The organism is Paraburkholderia sp. LEh10 (genome assembly GCF_017814945.1).
Taxonomy (GTDB): Bacteria; Pseudomonadota; Gammaproteobacteria; order Burkholderiales; family Burkholderiaceae; genus Paraburkholderia.
Genome location: NZ_JAGIPX010000019.1, coordinates 23,698 through 42,834, shown reverse-complemented (window position 1 = coordinate 42,834; position 19,137 = coordinate 23,698). Strand labels below are relative to the sequence as shown.

General features: G+C 62.9%; 13 protein-coding genes. 8 read left to right on the top strand and 5 right to left on the bottom strand.

All coding sequences use genetic code 11. From position 1 onward, the window contains the following. Positions 1 to 415: 415 nt before the first annotated feature. From J8I87_RS17615 to J8I87_RS17605, 3 genes are all read right to left on the bottom strand, one after another. On the bottom strand, positions 416 to 2,158 hold the full coding sequence (locus J8I87_RS17615; protein WP_209932919.1) for an alpha/beta hydrolase: 1,743 nt from the start codon (positions 2,156 to 2,158) through the stop codon (positions 416 to 418). 12 nt (positions 2,159 to 2,170) lie between these two features. After that, complete coding sequence (locus J8I87_RS17610; RefSeq protein WP_209932917.1) at positions 2,171 to 2,641, bottom strand: MaoC family dehydratase; 471 nt, start codon at positions 2,639 to 2,641, stop codon at positions 2,171 to 2,173. Between the two features lie 344 nt (positions 2,642 to 2,985). Beyond that, complete coding sequence (locus tag J8I87_RS17605; RefSeq protein ID WP_209932916.1) at positions 2,986 to 4,743, bottom strand: SulP family inorganic anion transporter; 1,758 nt, start codon at positions 4,741 to 4,743, stop codon at positions 2,986 to 2,988. 325 nt (positions 4,744 to 5,068) lie between these two features. Here J8I87_RS17605 and J8I87_RS17600 point away from each other — a divergent pair, with 325 nt between their 5' ends. Further along, a complete protein-coding gene (locus J8I87_RS17600; RefSeq protein WP_209932915.1) occupies positions 5,069 to 5,542 on the top strand; it encodes a glycine zipper family protein in 474 nt (157 codons plus the stop codon). Between the two features lie 269 nt (positions 5,543 to 5,811). Then, positions 5,812 to 6,315 (top strand): hypothetical protein, encoded by a 504-nt coding sequence (locus tag J8I87_RS17595; protein ID WP_209932913.1) that lies wholly within the window; start codon positions 5,812 to 5,814, stop codon positions 6,313 to 6,315. A gap of 21 nt (positions 6,316 to 6,336) precedes the next feature. Here the strand turns inward: J8I87_RS17595 and J8I87_RS17590 are convergent, their stop codons facing one another. Beyond that, positions 6,337 to 8,721 carry a mechanosensitive ion channel family protein gene (locus J8I87_RS17590; RefSeq protein WP_209932911.1) on the bottom strand — a complete coding sequence of 795 codons (2,385 nt, stop codon included), beginning with the start codon at positions 8,719 to 8,721 and terminating at the stop codon, positions 6,337 to 6,339. Positions 8,722 to 9,263: 542 nt separating this feature from the next. On the opposite strand from J8I87_RS17590, the gene J8I87_RS17585 reads away from it, so the two are divergent. The 4 genes from J8I87_RS17585 to J8I87_RS17570 all read left to right on the top strand — a co-directional run bounded on the left by J8I87_RS17585 (position 9,264) and on the right by J8I87_RS17570 (position 14,003). Further along, positions 9,264 to 10,316: a hypothetical protein gene (locus tag J8I87_RS17585; RefSeq protein ID WP_209932909.1), complete on the top strand. Its 1,053-nt coding sequence runs from the start codon at positions 9,264 to 9,266 to the stop codon at positions 10,314 to 10,316. 202 nt (positions 10,317 to 10,518) lie between these two features. Then, positions 10,519 to 12,018, top strand: coding sequence for a DUF3300 domain-containing protein (locus J8I87_RS17580; RefSeq protein WP_209932908.1), 1,500 nt, complete (start codon positions 10,519 to 10,521; stop codon positions 12,016 to 12,018). Between the two features lie 12 nt (positions 12,019 to 12,030). After that, positions 12,031 to 12,948: a DUF2950 domain-containing protein gene (locus J8I87_RS17575; RefSeq protein ID WP_209932906.1), complete on the top strand. Its 918-nt coding sequence runs from the start codon at positions 12,031 to 12,033 to the stop codon at positions 12,946 to 12,948. A gap of 173 nt (positions 12,949 to 13,121) precedes the next feature. Beyond that, positions 13,122 to 14,003: a hypothetical protein gene (locus tag J8I87_RS17570; protein ID WP_209932904.1), complete on the top strand. Its 882-nt coding sequence runs from the start codon at positions 13,122 to 13,124 to the stop codon at positions 14,001 to 14,003. A gap of 9 nt (positions 14,004 to 14,012) precedes the next feature. On the opposite strand, the gene J8I87_RS17565 is transcribed toward J8I87_RS17570, so the two are convergent. Beyond that, entirely contained in the window at positions 14,013 to 15,782 is a 1,770-nt protein-coding gene (locus tag J8I87_RS17565; protein WP_209932903.1) for a SulP family inorganic anion transporter, read from the bottom strand. A gap of 123 nt (positions 15,783 to 15,905) precedes the next feature. Between J8I87_RS17565 and J8I87_RS17560 the strand changes: the two genes are divergently transcribed. Both J8I87_RS17560 and J8I87_RS17555 read left to right on the top strand, forming a co-directional pair. Further along, positions 15,906 to 16,418, top strand: coding sequence for a potassium channel family protein (locus J8I87_RS17560; protein WP_209932901.1), 513 nt, complete (start codon positions 15,906 to 15,908; stop codon positions 16,416 to 16,418). A 310-nt stretch (positions 16,419 to 16,728) separates the two neighbouring features. Beyond that, positions 16,729 to 19,128: a phosphoketolase gene (locus J8I87_RS17555; protein ID WP_209932900.1), complete on the top strand. Its 2,400-nt coding sequence runs from the start codon at positions 16,729 to 16,731 to the stop codon at positions 19,126 to 19,128. The last annotated feature ends 9 nt before the right edge of the window (positions 19,129 to 19,137 follow it).

The following is a 19,137-nucleotide window of genomic DNA, read 5'->3' as shown; positions in this document are numbered from 1 at the left end:
AAGGATGGGCTTGCTTCGGCGAAATCGGTGAAGCGGCCCTGAAGGAGGGCGGTATGTGCGGTCGGGAAAGGTGCTTGCGCGGCCTCGTTGAGAAATGGCTCGGCTCTGCTTCGCGAGATTGCATTCGCGTGACGCAGTTCGGCCATACGCGCCACAGGCCGTGGCGCTACGTGCGTATCGAGGCCACGCATACGTCGAACCCGTACGCATTTGTTTTCTTTCGGCATGACGACGGATCATGGTGCGTCTTTCCGCCGGATGACGCCGGAATGCCCACACTTCGCAGCGAGCGCACCGTCAAGGCCTTATATGCGCCGTGAGCACGAGCAGTCTCGACGGGCGCAGCAGGACGGCGCGCTTGCGCGTCGTCCCGTGCGCCCGTCCTGGCAGCATGCGTAAGCGTTCAGGATTACCGTCAGTCCGCACGCACCTTCACATACCTGCCGGGCGCCTGTTCGAGCGGCTTGTACTTCGCGCTGCCGAGCGTCGTGCGCGCTTTCACCTGGTCGCCGGCGTGTTGTTTCACCCAGCTAATCCAGTGATTCCACCAGCTACCCGGCTGCTTTTCGGCAGACGCGAGCCAGGCCTCGGGGTTATCGCCGTTCTCGCTGCTCGTCCAGTAGCTGCGCTTGTTCTTCGAAGCCGGATTGATGACGCCGGCGATATGTCCGCTCGCACCCAGCACGAACTCCGTTTTGCCGCCTAGCAGATGCGTCGAGCGCCACGCCGATTGCCACGGAACGATGTGATCTTCCTCGGTTGCCACCAGGTAGCCTGGCATATCAATGCGCCCAAGATCGACGGGAGTGCCGCACATCGTCAGCTTGCCCGGCTCGCGCAGATTGTTCTCGAGATACATGTTGCGCAGATACCAGCTATACATCGGACCAGGAAGATTGGTCGTATCCGCGTTCCAGTACAGCAGATCGAACGCGGCGGGCGTCTTGCCTTTCAGGTAGTTGTTCACGACGTACGGCCAGATCAGGTCGTTGGCGCGCAGCGTCTGGAACACGAAGCCGAGTTCACGTCCGGGATACAGGCCGCCGCGGCCGATCGTCTGTTCGCGCATCGACACGCCCATTTCGTCGATGAAAACGCCCAGATCGCCGGGTTCGCTGAAGTCGAGCAGCGCCGTCAACAAGGTCACACTCGATACTGACTCGTCGCCGTTTGCGCGCATCACGGCGAGCGCGGACGACAGCATCGTGCCGCCGACGCACCAGCCCAATGCATTGACCTTGTCGGCACGGCTGATGGCGCGTGCGACTTCGATCGCCTTCATGACACCCTGATCGAGATAGGCATCCCAGCCGGTATGCGCCATCTGTGCGTCCGGATTGCGCCAAGAGACCATGAACACTGTGAGTCCCTGTTCATTGGCAAAACGCACAAACGAATTCTCGGGCTGGAGGTCCAGAATGTAGAACTTGTTGATGCATGGCGGGACGATCAAGAGCGGGCGCTGCGCGACTGTCGGCGTGAGCGGCGCATACTGGATCAGCTGGAACAGATCGTTCTCGAATACGACGGAACCCTCGGATGCGGCGACGCTGCGGCCCACTTCAAATGCGCGCTGGTCCGTGATGGAAATGCTGCCTTGCTTCACGTCCTCCAGCAGATGAGTGACGCCCGCCAGCAGACTGCTGCCGTTGGATGCGAGCGCTTGCCGGAGCACTTCGGGATTGGTCGCGGCGAAATTCGCCGGGCTTGCCAGATCGATGAACTGCCCCATGAAAAAGCGCAGCTTGTGCTTTTCCTTTTCGTCGAGCGTGCTCGCTTCGACCATCTCTTCGAGCATCCGGGCGTTGATCAGGTAGCTCTGTTTCAGAAGGCTATACCAGCCGTTGCTGGACCAGTCTTCCGCCTGAAACCGGCGGTCGCCGCGCGCGGGCTCGGCCACGGGCTTCGGGCCCAGCCGCGCGCCGAACATACCCGTCACGACGCTGCTCCACAGTTCCGTCTGCTGTTGCCAGTATTTCGCGCCCGAACGCATCACGATATTGCGCGCGCCGTCCGAACTGGGAAGGATCTCGTTGCCGTTCGCGTCGATCACCGTCGTACCCGGCGCATCCGTTGCCGGCATGGATCGCCAGAAATTGAATCCGGCCTTGAGCCAGCCCATCGCGAACTCATCAGGCATGCCAAATAGCATCTTCATATCGAACCCCGCTCAACCGTTATTGACTGACGGAGCGGTGCGTTCCGTGGTCCGCTCGCCGCGCGAGGTCGGCATGACGATCGCGTCACCGTCGATCACCACTTTGCCGTCGACCGTGCAGACCGTCGACATCACCACGCGGCGCTTTTCCGGAATCAGCTCCTTGATGGTCACTTCAGCCTGCACGGTATCGCCAGGGCGAACGGGTGCCTTGAACCGCAGGTTCTGTCCGAGATAGACGGTGCCGGGACCCGGCAACCGGCCGGCGATCGTCGCGGAGATGATGCCTGCCGTGAGCATGCCGTGCGCAATGCGTCCCTTGAAGGGCGTCGTCTTGGCGAATTGCTCGTTGATGTGGACTGCGTTGATGTCCCCCGACGCACCCGCGAACAGAAGGATGTCCGCTTCCGTGATGGTCTTGGCAAAGCTGGCGCTCATGCCGGGTTGCAGGTCTTCGAAATCGTATCCGTTCAGTTCGTTCATGCTTGATCCAATTGCAGAGGGTGCATCTAACCGCTTCGATCGTTTCGCGGCACACTGGAACCGCATCGGCCAGTGGGTCCGATCCGTTCGTCAGGTTCGTATCGTACGGTCAAGGACGCTCGATATCCGTGACCAAATCTGCCGATGCAGTGACAAAACGTGCCACTCGGGCCGTCGCCGCATCGCCGGTGTTCCGCTTCGCCTCATCGACCTGTCGGCCGCCTGGGAAAGCGACTTGCAGGCCCTCGGTGTTAGTACGGGGTGGCGCGAAAGGCTAAAAAAATGGCGCGCAAACTAAAACGGCTAGCGGTCAATGCCGGTAATGTGCGGATAGGCGCCAGACGTCACTCGCGATGTTGCGGCGGCGATTCGTGCAAGGCCGTTGCGCTCCGAACGTTCTTCGCGTCATCTGCGCAATGGAGGGCTTGCCATGCCGCAAGCGCTTCCTCCAGCGTGAAGAACATCCGCTCACGGCCCAACGTTTTGCCGAGTGAAGAGCGTTGAACCGTCGCGAGGACATTGGGGTTCAGATTCACCAGCCAGGTCGAGATGCCGCGCTCGCGTTGTCTTTGTTCTGCCTGTATCAGCATCTTGAGGGCGGTGTACTCGAGATCGAAGACGGCGCTCATGTCGAGGACGACAACCGTCGGATGCGCGTCGGCGATGAGCGGCCGCAGCTTTTGACCGATATGTCCCGCGTTGGCGAAGAAGACGCGGCCTTCGATCCGTAACGCCAGCAGCCCTGGAAAAGCCTCGTCGTCCGGATGCTCGTCGGATGCCGGGCGGAACACGTTCGTCCCTGGCTTGCGGCGCAGCACGTAGACGGGCGGGTCGGCCACCTGATGCGCGAGAGCGACCAGCGACACGACAATGGCGACGAGGATGCCCTGCAACGTGCCGAGCAGCACGACGCCGCCGAGCGCCACGAGCGCCCAGAGAAATTCGGTGCGCCGGATCGCGAGAATCGCGCGGAAATCGGCGGGGTTGAAAAGGCCGATCGAGTAGACGATGACGACGGCGGCCAAGGTCGCGTGAGGCATCAAGCCGATCAACGGCGCAAGCAAAAGCATCGTGCCTAGCGTGACGGCCGCCGTGACGAGTTCGGCGAGTTGCGAGCGCGCGCCCGCAAGACGGTTGACGGCCGTCTGGCTCGTTCCTCCGCCCGCCGGCATCGAACCCAGCAACGCGCCCGCCGCGTTGCCGAGTCCCGTCGCGAACAGCTCGCGATTGGGCTTCGGCACGGGTTCTTCATTTTGCGCGAACGCGCGCCCAGCGGCGATCGTTTCCGTGAAGCTCATCAGCGCGATTCCCGCTGCGTCTTTCCAGAGCGATGGGATCAGCGACGCGTCGGGCATCACGATGGACGGCATTCCCGTCGGAATATGGCCCACCACGCCAACGCCGTGAGAGGGCAGGCCAAGCAGGACGACCCCGCCGATCCCACACGCCACCGCGATCAGCGGCGCGGGCGCGCGAGGGTAAAAGCGCTCGAAGGCCAGCAGAATGACGATCGTCGCCACGCCAACGGCGAGCGTCCACCACGACGCATCCGGGATGCCCATGGCGACGGCCGCGACGTTGTGGAAGAAGGAACCCTTGGCCGGATGGATGCCGAGCAGCTTCGGCAGCTGGTCCAGCACGATGACGACGGCAATCCCGGCCTTGAAACCTGTCAGGACGGGCTCGGAAATGAAGTTCGCGACGAAGCCGAGGCGCAGGAGCGCGGCCAGCGCGAGCATCGCGCCGACGAGGAGGGTGAGGGTCGCCGTCGCCCGCATGAGTTCGGCCGTTCCGCCGCCCGGGACGGCCTGGCCGAGCGCCGCTGCCGTCAGGATAGCGAGCGTCGCGCTCGTGCTGACGCTCAGCGGCCGCGATGTGCCGAACAACGCATAGATGATCATCGGCACGAACGCCGTGTAGAGCCCGACTTCGACGGGAAGTCCAGCCACTGACGCATACGCGAGCGCCTTCGGCAACACCACGGCCGCCGCCGTGATGCCCGCAATGATGTCCGGCCTGATCCATTCTTTCCGGTAGTCGTGCGCCCAGTCGAGCAGAGGAATCCGATGGCGGCTGGCAGCCTGCGCGGAAGAATTTTTCATGATCGCGAGGTCTCCGTATTCCCGTCCAGCGTCTTCAGCAAGTCAGGCATGCGAAGAGGCTCAAGAGAAAACACGCAGCCAACCGGGACGACATGACGATGGGGCGCTCGACTACGTAAGAGCTTAAGTCGCTTCTCCGCGAGGCGGATCTGCGTTCCCCGGATGCGCGTCGTGCTTTGCATCCCTTGGCGATCGTTCGATCCGACGCATGAAACGGGAGGCGCGCATCGACTGTCATCGGTTTGCCACACTCGAAGAATACCTATCTATGACGCTGCACACCGAATAGACTGAGAAAGAGCACGCCACCGAAGAGGGGATTCTCATGCACACGTTCAGCAAGCGTTGGATCTACCCTGGCGCTATCGCGCTGCTATGCGCCCAGGTCGTCGCAGAGGCGCAGCCCGTCGCCTATCCAGCAAAAGGCCAAAGTGCGCAGAAACAGCAGCAGGACGAGTCGTCATGCGCATCGTGGGCCAAGTCGAAGACGGGCGTTGATCCGGCAGCCGTGGCTGCGACGCCTCCTCCACCGTCCGGTCCTGCCGTCGGAGGCGGAGAGCGCGTAGGCGGGGCGGCGCGCGGCGCGGCAGGCGGGGCGGTGATCGGCGCGATCGCGGGCGACGCGGGCAAGGGCGCTGCCATTGGCGCGGCGGCTGGAACCATGGGCGGCGGCATGCGGGCTCGCCAGAACCAGCGCAATGCGCAGGCTTCGGCTGAAACTCAGAAGCAGAACGCAATGGGCGCCTTCAATCAGGCGTATTCCGCCTGTATGAGCGGCCGTGGATACACGATGCACTAAATAATTGAGCGATTGCACACAGGCGTCTTGCGGCTGAGGTTCGACGCGTGGCCAGAACGGTTACGGCCACAGCGATGTGGCGTTCCGGCGAACAGAACAATGAACGTCGAGAACGCCCCGGTCTCATCCGCAGTCGCCTTGCTCGTCTGCCACGCGTTCACCGGGCTCAGGTCCCGGTTATCAGGTTGTGTCCAAAATCGAGAGCTATTCCCGGCATCTGTTCGGGGTCGGTCTGACTGCGACGTGACATCGCTGCGGGAGGAAAGGTTATGAATAACCGGGCCGCACTCGTGTTGATTTGCGCCGTGATACTGGAACTCGTGGGCTGCGCGCAACCGCATCAGCAAGTGGAGGCCGGCGCGGATCAGTCGACGGTCGTTGCCCGATTCGGGCCGCCGAAGGAAACGTACGACCTTCCGAACGGCGGCAAGCGTTTGATGTGGCCGACCCAGCCGATGGGCACGACAACCACGGCAGCCGATATCGATGCTTCCGGGAAAGTGGTGAGTGTGCGTCAAGTGCTTCAGGAAAACGAATTTTATCGAACCGAGGTCGGCAAATGGACGCGCGACGACGTCCTCGTCAATTTTGGACGACCGTTCGAGACATCGTATTACCCGCTGATGAAGCGCGAGGTGTGGTCTTACCGCTATCTGGAAAGCAACATCTACTACATGATCTTCAGCTTTTATTTCGACGATCAGGGCGTCGTGCGACAAACGCAGAAATCGCCTGATCCGATGCGCGATCCTAGCCGGCGCAGCCTCTTCTAGCTGATTCGCGACGCGTGCGCATCACTTGCGGACGGTGTCGTTGCCAGGAGCGGCCGCCGACGATGCCGAAAAGGTCTGTCCGGCAGGCGGCTCGGTCAGGCTCGGCTCCTTGAGCACGCGTAGTTCCGGCGCCACTGAGATATCCGGCGCGCGCCGGCTCGCGCTGCCGGCTTCCGTTGCTCGCCGGGGCTCGCTGGTGGCGCGCTCATCCGTCTGCGGCGGCGCGTTTCGCTCAGCCGGCGCGGTGTGAAGCTGCATTTGCGGCAGCGGGATCTGGATGCCCGCTTCGTCCATCTTGAGCTTGATCCGCGCATTGAACGCGCGCGCCACGCTCCACTGCTGAAGCGGCCGCGTCTTGATCTGTCCTTTCACCACGATGCAATTCGCGTCGAAGCGGTCGAGCCCCCACACTTCGACAGGCCCGAGAATCTCGTTGCGAAAGCGATAATCGTCCATCAGATCGGCGCCCACTTCCGCGATCATGCGCGTGACTGCATCGATGTCGGCGGAGAACGGCACGCGTACTTCGAACACCGCATTCGCAAAGTCACGGGACAGGTTCTTCACGATCTTGATCTGCGAAAACGGGATCGTGTGAACGGCGCCTTGCCCGTCCCGAAGCCGGACCGTGCGGATCGTGAGATCCATGACGGTCCCCGCGTGGCCGCCGTCGATATCGATCCAGTCACCGACCGAAATCGTTTCCTCGACGATGATGAAAAGCCCTGTGATCAGATCAGTGACGAGGGTTTTCGCACCGAAGCCGACGGCGAGACCGATCACGCCCGCGCCCGCGAGCAGCGGAGTCAGGTTGATGCCGAGGCTGGCGGCCGCGATGATCGCGGCCAGGCTGGCCACCGTCACGAAAATGGCGTTGCGCACGAGCGGCAGCATCGTGCGTGCGCGCACGCCGGGATTGAGCGTCTTGTTGCGGGAACTGCTCGGCCCGAGTGCTTCGAGAATGATGGTATCGATCAGAATCCACATGAACCAGGCGCCGAAGACGGTCGCGGTGACCGCGACGAGGGCATGCCTGAAGCCGGGCGTCATCGCGCTGTGCTTGATCAGCCGCGCAATCGGGCCGCTCCACAGGTCCAGTTCGAAGTGGATGTACGCGAGCCACATCACGAGAATCAGAAGCGAGCTGGCGAAGCGCAGCAGCCGCATCAGATGCGGCGCGCGGCGCTGGGCGCGGGTGTCCTTGCGGCGCGTCAGGTGCAGCAGCAGCGCCGATGCGAACAGCGTGAGCACGAGCAGCAGCGCGCTGAGCAGCGACGGCTGCAATACGTTGCCTTCGTCGCCGCGCCCGTCGATGATCGCGACCACCGACGCGATCGCGATCAGCAGGATCGGGATGTGCCACAGCGACGCGAGGATATCGAGGGCTTCCGTGGCGAGCTTGTGATCGCGCCTTCGTGAATAAGGGCGATTGCGGATCAGATGCGTGACGGGCCGCCGGTAGGCGAGCGCGAAGTATCCGCTCAGCACGGCGGCCGCCATGTTGGCGAGGCTCGATAACAGCGAGGCGAGGTTCAGGCCGAGAAGTTGCGTGACGTCGGGGTTGGCTGCCGCGTCGCCGAGCGCGCCGCACGCCCCGATCGCGAAGAGCGGCCAGAGGCTGCGTGCGAGCAGCTGATGCACGGCGACTTGCCGGTGTGCCGTGCTGAACACGGAGAAAACGATCATGCAGATCGACGAGAAGACCGAGCCCCAGACGATCGCGTAGGCGATCACGAGACCCAGCGTGCGTCCGAGCGCGCCCGGCATTCCCCGCGCGAACACCAGCACGGCAACGAATGCAACGATCCAAGGGCCTGTCTGCCGCAACGTGAAGGACAGCAGGTCGAGCGAAGTGGGATTCGGCTTCAGTGCGGCGTCCCAGCCATAGTGCGCGCGAATGCGCCGCTGCAGATAGATCAGCAAGGCCGCGCATGCGCCCCATCCCGCAAGCGTCGCGGCCATGCCGAGCAGAATCTGGCCGAATGTCTCGCCTTTGCCGCCCGACAGAAGGATTTTCAGCTCGTTGGCCGCTGCGCTGGAACGGGTCGCCCACACATGCATTGGTGTGCGGCCCTCGCTGAGATTCGTTTCGACGGACGCGATGCCCGACGCGATCGCGCCCAGCAGATCACTGTTCGTCGTGGCGGGCGCCGCGGGCGCTGCACGTTGCGTGACGTCCCGAAGCCCCTTTAGTTGCTCGACGAGTGCCTTGCGTTGCGCATCGTTGTCGAGGGTCGCGATCAAGGTGTTCAGCGAACGCGTCAGTTCCGCTTGGCTGGCGGGCGTCGGGGCGGATGCGGGCTGCGCCGCCGGGGCGGGTGACGCCGACGCGCCCGTCGCGACATTGAGAACGTTTTGCAAACCAGCGGGCAGAGGCGCGGCTGCCGCCGGGAGGATCGATATCATCGCCAGCACCAGGACGCCAGCCGCGGCCGTCCATGCGCGAGCGCTCCAGCAAGAAGCAGGAGGTTTCCGTCCCGCAAGGACCCGGGCATGGCTGGATACGCGCAGCACGATTGCGTTCATGGAGATCCCTTGCGAACCCCGCCGCGAGCCTCGCATTGAAACTGACGCCGCCCCGCCTTCGCGCAAAGATTAGCGCATTAGATGCCGACGTGCCATCTGCAGGCCGCCGCCGTCACGCGCGGTGTCCGCCCGGATGTCGAACGTTGCAACACAATAGTCTTTTGCTTAAAGGGGGCAATTCGTCAAAATAATGGAAAACGGGAGACCAGCAGGTAAAGTATTTAAACACCCCTGCAATCCAGACAGATGATCCTGTAGTGCAATATCCAGGTTTGCGAACCCGTGCAAACGGACGTCGCAAACGCGACTTCCACCCCAGACGCAAAGCCGCCATGTAATTTCGCTCAAATCGAAGCCGGGTTGTGCATGCTCCAACAGGAAGTGAACGAGTGCGATAAGCGCGACTAGAACGGGAGTACGTCATGTGTGGTCGATCCGATGAACCAGATCGCAGTCTGCCGCATCGTTGGCGGTGGCTTTCGAAGCGGCTTGTCGAGCGGGCATTCTTGCGGCATGCGCGGGCAGCGGCATCCACTGGACTGATCGCGGCTCTGTTGCCTGTGCTGTCACACGCGCAGGCGACACCGGCACCGCCGCTGTCGGAGCATACCGTCATTGGAGGCAATATCAAGCGGCACGCCGATGCCGTGCTCGCCGTCATGACCTATACGACCGTTCCCGATGTGACGACCAGTTCGCTGTCGATCAACAGCGGGACCACGGGCAACCCCGGCTTCGGTCAGACGCAGCTTGGAGGAGGGTTCACGCTCAGCCGGTCTTTTCCTTTGTATATGGAGGGCACGCTCGCATACAGCCGGTACGACCCGACCTTCGTCGCGACGGATGGCACCCAGCAGCGCGCGCTGCCGACCCGCTGGAACACCTTCAGCACCACGGTCGGAATCGGCTGGGACTTCCGGATCACGGATGAACTCGTCTTGCGTCCGATTCTGAACGGCACGATCGGACGCGTCGCAAGCGACCTCAAGGTCGGGCAGACGATCGTCAATCACGTGACGGACAGCAACCTGGAGTTCCTGAACAACGGGTCTCTCGATGCCTACGGCTATGGCGGCTCGCTGATGCTCGATTACGAGCACTATCGCGAAGACCACGAGATCGATGTCGAACTGCGCGCGACGGACATCTACCTGCGAAGCTTCGGCGGCACGTCCGAAGCCGTGCAGGGCTCGGCCATGGCGCAGCAGCTGAGCCTATGGACGCGCTGGCGCGCGCCGACGGGATGGCATGCGCTCGACCGGCCGGTTCGCTATGTACTCGAAGCGGCTTACTCGCACTATTTCGGCGACAGCGCCGGGGTTCTGGGCTTCAACGATCTCACATCGCTTGGCGTCGGACTCGAACTCGACAGCAGCAAATACCCGATCATCGTCACGCGCACGCGTGCGCTGGTCCGATACGTCTTTGGGCACAACGTGCATGGCGTGTCGTTTGGATTCGCGATGAGTTTCTAGCGGAGATCGGGTTTGTATCTACGGGTACATCAGCACCGTCGTTTCGCTGGGCAGCGACCGAGTATTTACATCACAAACGCGATGAATGTTCTAACATCATATTGAGTCGAAGCCGTAATCTGCTGCATACCATTCCGCATTTGCCATCAGTCTCGACAGTCCGGATCGTCCGGATTTCTGTCGCCCGGTCTGAGGAGCGGTCATGTCCCTGTGGAAACTACGACAGGCCAAAGGCATCTGCCTGTGGCCGCTTGTCTTGCTGACGCTGGTGGCGGGCGCCGCGCGTGCGCAAACCCAAACGCAATCCCAGCCCCAATCCGAGCCCCAAGCCCAAACACAAGGGCAAGCCCAAGCGCAAGCCGAGCCCGCGCAGCCCGCGCCGTTCAAGCCGGAGGAAATCGAAGCGCTGGTCGCGCCGATCGCGCTCTATCCGGATTCGGTGCTTGCGCAGGTATTGATGGCGTCGACCTATCCGCTTGAAATCGTGCACGCGGCGCGCTGGGTCAAGGCCAATCCGAATGTCAAGGGTGACGCCGCCGTGAAGGCCGTCGAAAACCAGCCGTGGGATACGAGCGTGAAATCGATGGTCGCTTTCCCGCAAATTCTCGAACCGATGAACGACAAGCTCGACTGGACCCAGAAGCTCGGCGACGCTTTCCTTGCGCAGCAAAAAGACGTATTCGCCGCCGTTCAGCGCTTGCGCGCCCGCGCGAAAGACTCGGGCAATCTGAAGTCGAACGAGCAGCAGAACGTGGTCGTCGAACCGCCTCCCGCCGGCGGCGGGGAGACCATCGTGAAGATCGAACCCGCGAATCCGCAGGTGATCTACGTGCCCGCCTACAACCCGACGGTCGTGTATGGCGCCTGGAGCTATCCGACCTATCCGCCGACCTACTGGCCGCCTTACCCCGCCTACTATCCGGGCGGGGCACTGATGACGGGTTTCGCCTGGGGCGTCGGTCTCGCCGCCGCCGGGGCGATCTTCAGCAATTGCAACTGGGGCGGCGGCGACGTCAACATCAACGTCAACAAGGCTGCGAACATCGATCGCAACTTCGACCGCACCAAGGTGCAGGGCAGCGGCGGCCGCTGGCAGCACGATGGCAGCCATCGCCAGGGCGTCGCCTATCGCGACAACGCGACCCGCGAAAAGTATTCGCGCAACGTCGGCGGCGCCGAAGGGCGCAACGATTTTCGCGGCCGGGACACGGGCGGGGCTGGACGTGCCAACACCGCGGACCGGGCGGGCGCGGGCAATCGTGCCTCCGTCGCGGACCGATCGAACGCCGGCAATCGCGCGGGCGGCGGCGCAGGTGTGGCGGACCGGTCGAATGCCGGCAATCGCGCGGGCGGCGGCGCGGGTGTGGCGGACCGGTCGAATGCCGGCAATCGCGCGGGCGGCGGCGCGGGTGTGGCGGACCGGTCGGCGGGCGGCAACGTCGGCGGCGGTGCGGGGGGCGTCGGCAATCGCGCGGGCACCGGCGATGTATCGCGTGCGAGCGATCGCGTGGGCGGCGGGAGCGGCTTCGGCGGTGGCGGCGCGAGCGGCGGCCGCGACAACGCATTTCAAGGCGTAGGCGCGGGCGGTGCGACACAACGCAGTTACGATCGCGGCCGCTCCAGCATGCAGGGTTCGGGCTTCAACCGGCCAAGCGGGGGCGGCATGCGCGGGGGCGGCGGCGGACGCGGTGGAAGACGCTAGGGAGACGGGAACATGAAATCATCGTCACGATTTCGTTCGGGGTCGCTCGCGGGCGTGCTGCGCGGCGTCGCCGTCGGGTGCGCGCTGTATCTGGGCGCGTTGCCCGTGGCGCACGCCGAGAAGGACTTCAGTTCGCCCGATGCCGCGATGAACGCGCTCGGCGAAGCGGTCAGCAACAACGAGGAGAGCACGCTGCAAGCCATTTTCGGACGCGATTTTCGCACCCTGATACCGCCTGCCGGCGCGGCGATCCGCAGCCGCTTCCTCGACGAATGGGCGAAGTCGCATCAGATCGACCAGACGGATGACCACCATGCGCGCATCGCCGTGGGCAACGACGGCTGGACCTTCCCGATTCCGCTCGTGAAGAGCGACAAGGGATGGCATTTCGATATGCGCGCGGGCGCAGAGGAAATGCGCTTGCGCCGCATCGGCCGCAACGAACTCGCCGTCATTCAGACGATGCTGGCCGTCTACGACGCGCAGCGCGAATACGCGCTCACGAATCATGATGGCGTCGGCTTGCTCACCTATGCATCGAAGCTGTCGAGTTCACCGGGGAAACACGACGGCCTGTATTGGCCGACGGAACCCGACGCGCCGCCCAGCCCGCTCGGGCCGGCGTTTGTCCAGGCGAGCGCGCGTAACGCAGAAGATGCCGGCTATCACGGCTACCGCTACAAGCTGCTGAAGTCGCAAGGCCCGCATGCTCCCGGCGGCGCCTACGACTATGTCGTGAATGGCAAGCTGTTCGGCGGCTTCGCCGTGATCGCATGGCCGGTGCGCTATGGGGACACGGGCATCAAAAGCTTCATGGTCAGTCACGCCGGGCAGGTCTATGAACGCGACCTCGGCCCGGATAGCGCGGCCAGAGCGAAAGACATGTCGTCGTTCGATCCCGGTCCCGGCTGGGCCAAGGTGCAGCCTTGACGCAACAGACCCGGCGCGGCCGGTTGCTGCCGGCGCGCAAAGGTAGCGGCGAGTCGCGTCCGGCACTGCACGCGACGGCGATGAAGCGTGCCGGACACGACGGGCGGCATCGGCAGCTGCACGATGTTCACGGGCAAGAAGACGCGTATAGCGCTTGAGTACCGCGAGGCAATATGAGACGTTCCGCCTCTTACGCCGCTACGCTGATCGTCTTGCTGGCGGTGACGGCGCTGGCGGGCGCCGCGCTACGTCGAAATACGGATTCATATCCGCCCTCCGACAATCCCGCGTCCGCGGCCGCACCGGCCGGCGCGAAAGCGGGCGGTCCGGAGACCCTGTTTATCCAGTCCGGCATCGATCCGAACTCGAACAAGGCGCGCATCATCCTCGCGTGGATGGAGAGGGTCCGTCACGATCCCGTCATCGCTGCGGGCATTCCAGGCGGAGCGCGACGCGTCGGACAGATCTTTGTCGATCCTGCCGCGCGCGAGGAATTCATGGCGCAGGGCATCGCCCGTCTCTCGCCGGCCGACCGGCTGAAGTACGTGCAGCTTCTGACGAAATTCCTCGACGAACTCGTTCCCGTCAACTGCTTCGGTCTTTCCGACATGCGGGCGGTGATGAACCGCGTCTCGCTGAATGAGATGCAGGATGCCGACGTCGACCAGTATTTCGATCTGCTCTTCAAGGTGCTGGTCAGCGATGCGTCGAATGCGCCCATCAGCACGCCGACGCCGCAGCAGTTCGCCGACGCCGAGCGCAAACTCACACATGCGCTTGTCGCGCAGCTTCACGGCAACGAGGCGGACATCGAACGGCTCGCGTTCTATGCTTCCAATCCGTCGATGGCCACGCCATCGGACGCGTGCTGGACAACGAGAGTGACCCTGCACGCGATCATCGCGATGCCCGACCCCGAACGTGATCTCATTCTGCTTCACACGATGATGCCGCGCGGCAGGCAGGACGCTTCGACGATGAAGCCATGGAGCGCGCCCGGCTCGCACGCACCGTTGCCTGCATCGTCGCAGCCGGGCGGCGCGGGCGCGCCGTAGCGCGTCGCTTCATCGCTGCTCACGTCCGGATTGGCTCTCACGCGGATCGATGGCCGTGTCGCCCAGATAATCATCGACGGCGCTGCCGACGGTCGGATGGAATCGCTCGTCGCCGATGGTTTCCATCAGCTCGAAACGCTTGAGCTTGTCGCGCACGGGGTCCTTCATTTCGGCGAAATGCAACGCGATGCCGCGCTCGCGGAGAATGCGGATCAGGTCCCGCAACATGTCGGCGGAGGTGACGTCCACGCTGGTCACGGGTTCGGCCGCCACGACGACCCGGCGCACGGGCGTCGGCGCTTCGTCGACGGCTTCCAGCAGACGCTGCTGAAACAGTTCGGCATTGGCAAAGAACAACGGCGCATCCCAGCGAAACAGCAGCAACCCCGGCATCCGCGTGGCGTGCGGATAGCGCTTGATGTCATGGAAGCCGCGCAGATGTTCGACGCGTCCGAGCACGGCGAAATGCGGCCTCCAGCCGTCCCACAGAAATTCGATGACGGCGATCACCACCGCGATGCAAATGCCGGGAATCGCACCGAAGACGGCGACACCGCCAAGGCAGACGATCGAGAGCCAGAATTCCCATTGCTGGATCCGATAGATACGCTTGAGATCGGCAAATTCGAACAGGCCGATGGCGGCCGCGATGACCACGGCGGCGAGCGCGCTGTTGGGCAGGTATCGCATCAGGTTCGGTGCGGCGATCAGCAGTGTCGCGACAGCGAGTGCGCCCACGACGCCTGACAATTGCGTCTTCGCGCCTGCTGCTTCCGCCACTGGCGTGCGCGACGAACTGCTGCTGATCGGGAAGCCCTGGAAGAATCCCGCAGCCAGGTTGGCCGCGCCCAGGCCCACCATCTCCTGGCTCGGGTCGACGCGGCTCTTGAAGCGCGCCGCGAAGGTTCGCGACAGCACGCTGGTGTCCGCAAAAGATATCAGCGCGACGGCGCAACCGCCGAGCACGATCTTGACGAGATCGGCGCCGCTTGCCCAGGGCACCGCAAAGGACGGCAATCCCTGGGGGATCTTGCCGAGCACCTTTACACCCAGGCTATCGAGCTTGAACACGCTGACGCAAAGGGTGGCGAGCACGACGGCGATCAGGATGCCCGGCACCTTCTCGAAACGCTTGAGAAAGAGAATGAGTGCAAGGCTTCCCGCGCCCACCGCAAAGCTGTACCAGTTGGCCTTGCCATCGGCGATTGCGCCGGCGAGGTTCAGCAGGTCCCGCAGCGGACCGGCGTCTTCGATGGAAATGCCGAAGATCTTGGGCAACTGGCTGATCAGGACGGTGATGGCAATGCCGTTCATGTAGCCATACCGAATGGGCTTCGACAGCAGTTCGGTAATGAAGCCGAGGCGCAGCAATCCCATGACGATACAGAATGCGCCGGAGACGACGGCCATCATGCTGGCGACAGCGATGGCGCGCGACGGATCGCCGGCCGCCGTCGCTACGACGACGGCGAGGATCGGCGCGGCAAGCGCGGAGTCCGGGCCGAGCACGAGTATCCGGCTGGGTCCGAAAACGGCATACGCAAGCAGCGGGACGATCGTCGCGTAGAGACCGTAGACGCCGGGGACGCCGGATGCCTCGGCATAGGCAATGCCGACAGGCACCAGCATGGTCGTGAGGACCAGTCCCGCGATCACATCCTTCGGGAGCCAACTGGCCTGGTACTCTTTCAGCGTCGCTATGCCCGGCAGCCACCGCAACCATCCTTGCTTGCCGTTCGCAGCGTGACTGCCGTTGGAGATCGACGTGTCCGGTAGCATGAGTCGATTGTGCGTGATTGGCCCGTGATTGCGCGGGTAATTGGATGGATACCTTCTAGTGCCTAGAATAGTTCAGGTATATAGAAGACAACAGTTCCGAGCATAACGCGGCGCGGAGGAGCCATGAACATTGACTGGTCGCTAACGCAACTACGGGGTGTCATGTTCAGTCTGACGGCGTTGCTTGCACCGATGGCGGCCGGCTTTTATGGCGTGCATCTGTCGTACTCGATCCTGTCGCCGCGCTCCGACGCGATTCTCGATGCCGTCCTGATGTTCATGCTCGCGGCCCTCGTTCTGGTGTCGTCGCGGCGGATGTTTCTGGTCGTGCAGATGACCGCGCTGGGCGTGCTGCTGTGCATGGCCGTCTGGACTTATAGCGACATTTATATGCGCATAGGCATTCTCGACGGCGCGTCGAACGTCGTTCGGGATCGCGAAAGCTGCCTGTATTTCAGTGTCATCACATTTACGACGGTCGGCTACGGCGACTACCGGCCCACGCTCGACGCCAGGATGGTTGCGGCCACGGAAGCATTGACGGGCTATGTGTTCTTTGGAGTATTTATTTCAATGCTTTCTTCGTACGTAGCGGTGCAAGGTCAACAGATGATGAAAGGCCGGCATCGTCAATGACCTCACGTCGATGTACTGAAGACCGATGAGCCATCCGTCGACACGCGATCCGAACATCGGGCCTTCAGGAATATGTCTGGAAAATGACATCGCCGTTGCATTTCGACGCGCAGCGGATGGTTGCAGGGACCTCACTTGCAATCCAGGCCGGGTAACGTATTCTGCGTTATTGTCGGTTCGGCTATTGCGTAGCGATCTGAACGCCGAAAGAGGCCGTCAACAGGTGCGACACGGCCCGACAAGTCAGAAGAAGCGCCGACGCAGCCCACCCGTCACGGGAATCGTGCTGCAAGCATCAGGAGACGCTGACATGGGCAAGCATCCGTCTTCCGACTCTGCACAGCAATCCACCGCATTGAATGCCGACGAGCTTCGACTGATCGACGGCTGGTGGCGCGCGTGCAACTATCTGTCGGTCGGCATGATCTATCTGATCGACAACCCGCTGCTGCGAGAGCCGCTGAAGGCCGAGCATGTGAAGCAGCGCCTTCTCGGGCACTGGGGCGCAAGTCCGGCGCTCTCATTCGTGTGGGCGCATTTGAACCGCGTCATCAGGCGGGACGACCTGAATGTGATCTTCATGGCGGGTCCCGGTCACGGTGCGCCGGGCGTGCTCGGTCCCGCGTATCTGGAAGGGACATATTCGGAGGTGTATCCGGACAAGAGCGAAGACGTCGAGGGCATGCAGAAGTTCTTCAAGCAGTTCTCGTTTCCAGGCCATATCGGCTCGCATGTCACGCCGGAAACACCCGGCTCGATCCATGAAGGGGGCGAGCTGGGTTACAGCCTGTCGCACGCATACGGCGCGGCGCTCGATAACCCCGATCTGATCGTCGCGTGCGTGGTCGGCGATGGCGAGGCGGAGACGGGACCGCTCGCGACAGCATGGCATTCGAACAAGTTCATCAACCCCGCCCGCGACGGCACCGTGCTGCCGATCCTCAATCTGAACGGCTACAAGATTGCGAACCCCACGGTCCTTTCGCGCATCAGTCACGATGAACTGGAGGCGCTATTCGTCGGTTATGGCTACAAGCCTTATTTCGTCGAAGGGGCGGACCATGCCGAGATGCACGAGAAAATGGCGGGCACGCTCGACGCCGTTTTTGCCGACATTCGCGCTATACAAAAGGCGGCACGCAATGGCGGCCCGGTGGAGCGGCCACGCTGGCCGATGATCGTGCTGCGTACGCCCAAAGGCTGGACAGGGCCGAAGGAGATCAACGGGCATAAGGTCGAAGGATCGTGGCGCTCGCATCAGGTGCCGTTTTCCGACGTGCGCGGCAACCCTGCGAACCTCGAACTGCTGGAAAGCTGGCTGCGCAGCTATAAGGCCGAAGAACTGTTCGACGCCAGTGGGCGGCTGATTCCCGAGTTGAAAGCCCTTGCGCCGGAAGGACGGCGCCGGATCAGCGCGAATCCGCATGCGAACGGCGGCGTGTTGCGCAGGGAACTGAAGCTGCCCGATTTCCGCGACTATGCCGTGGACGTGACGCACGCCGGAAAAGTTCTGCGCGAAAACACGCGGCCGCTCGGCGAGTTTCTGCGCGACACGATGCGGCTCAACATGAACAGCTTTCGCGTGTTCGGGCCGGACGAGACCGCGTCCAATCGTCTACAGGCGATCTACGAGGTCAGCAAGAAGATCTGGATGGCCGACCTGCTGCCGGAAGACGAAGACGGAGGCGAACTCGCGCGTGACGGCCGCGTGATGGAAATGCTTTCCGAGCATACGCTGATGGGTTGGCTGGAAGGTTATCTGCTCTCCGGGCGTCATGGTTTCTTCCACACCTACGAGGCGTTCGCTCACGTGATCGACTCGATGTTCAACCAGCACGCGAAATGGCTGGATATCTGCAAGAACCACGTGCCGTGGCGCGCGTCGGTGTCGTCGCAGAACATTCTTTTGTCGTCGACGGTCTGGCGGCAGGACCACAACGGGTTTTCGCATCAGGACCCTGGCTTCATCGACCTCGTGACCAACAAGAGTCCCTCCGTCACGCGCGTCTATCTTCCACCCGACGCCAACACGCTGCTGGTGGTGGCCGACGGATGCCTGCGTTCGACCGACTGCATCAACGTGATCGTCGCCGACAAGCAGAAGCATCTGCAGTTCACCACGATCGACGAAGCCGTTGTGCACTGCGCGAAGGGCATTGGTGTCTGGCGGCGCGCGAGCACCGACGAGGACGCCGAGCCGGACGTCGTGATGGCGTCCTGCGGCGATGTCGCGACCCAGGAGTCGCTGGCCGCGACGGCCATCCTGCGCGAGCGCCTGCCTGAACTCAAGCTGCGGTTCGTGAACGTGGTGGACCTCTTCAGGATGCAGCCGGCAAGCGAGCATCCGCACGGCTCGACGGCGCGCGAGTTCGATAGCCTGTTCACTGTCGACAAGCCGGTGATCTTCAATTTCCACGGCTATCCGTGGCTGATTCACAAGCTCGCGTATCGTTTTCGCAACCACGACAACATCCACGTTCGCGGCTACAAGGAGAAGGGCAACATCAATACGCCGCTCGAACTCGCGATCCTCAACCAGGTGGACCGCTTCAACCTGGTGATCGACGTGCTCGACCGCGTGCCGCGATTGCAGGCGCGCACCGCGCATCTCAGGGAAGACATGAAGAACGCGATCATCGACAACCTGAACTACGCGCACACACACGGCATGGATCGCCCCGAGATCACCGACTGGGTATGGCCCGAGTAGGTCCTTCAA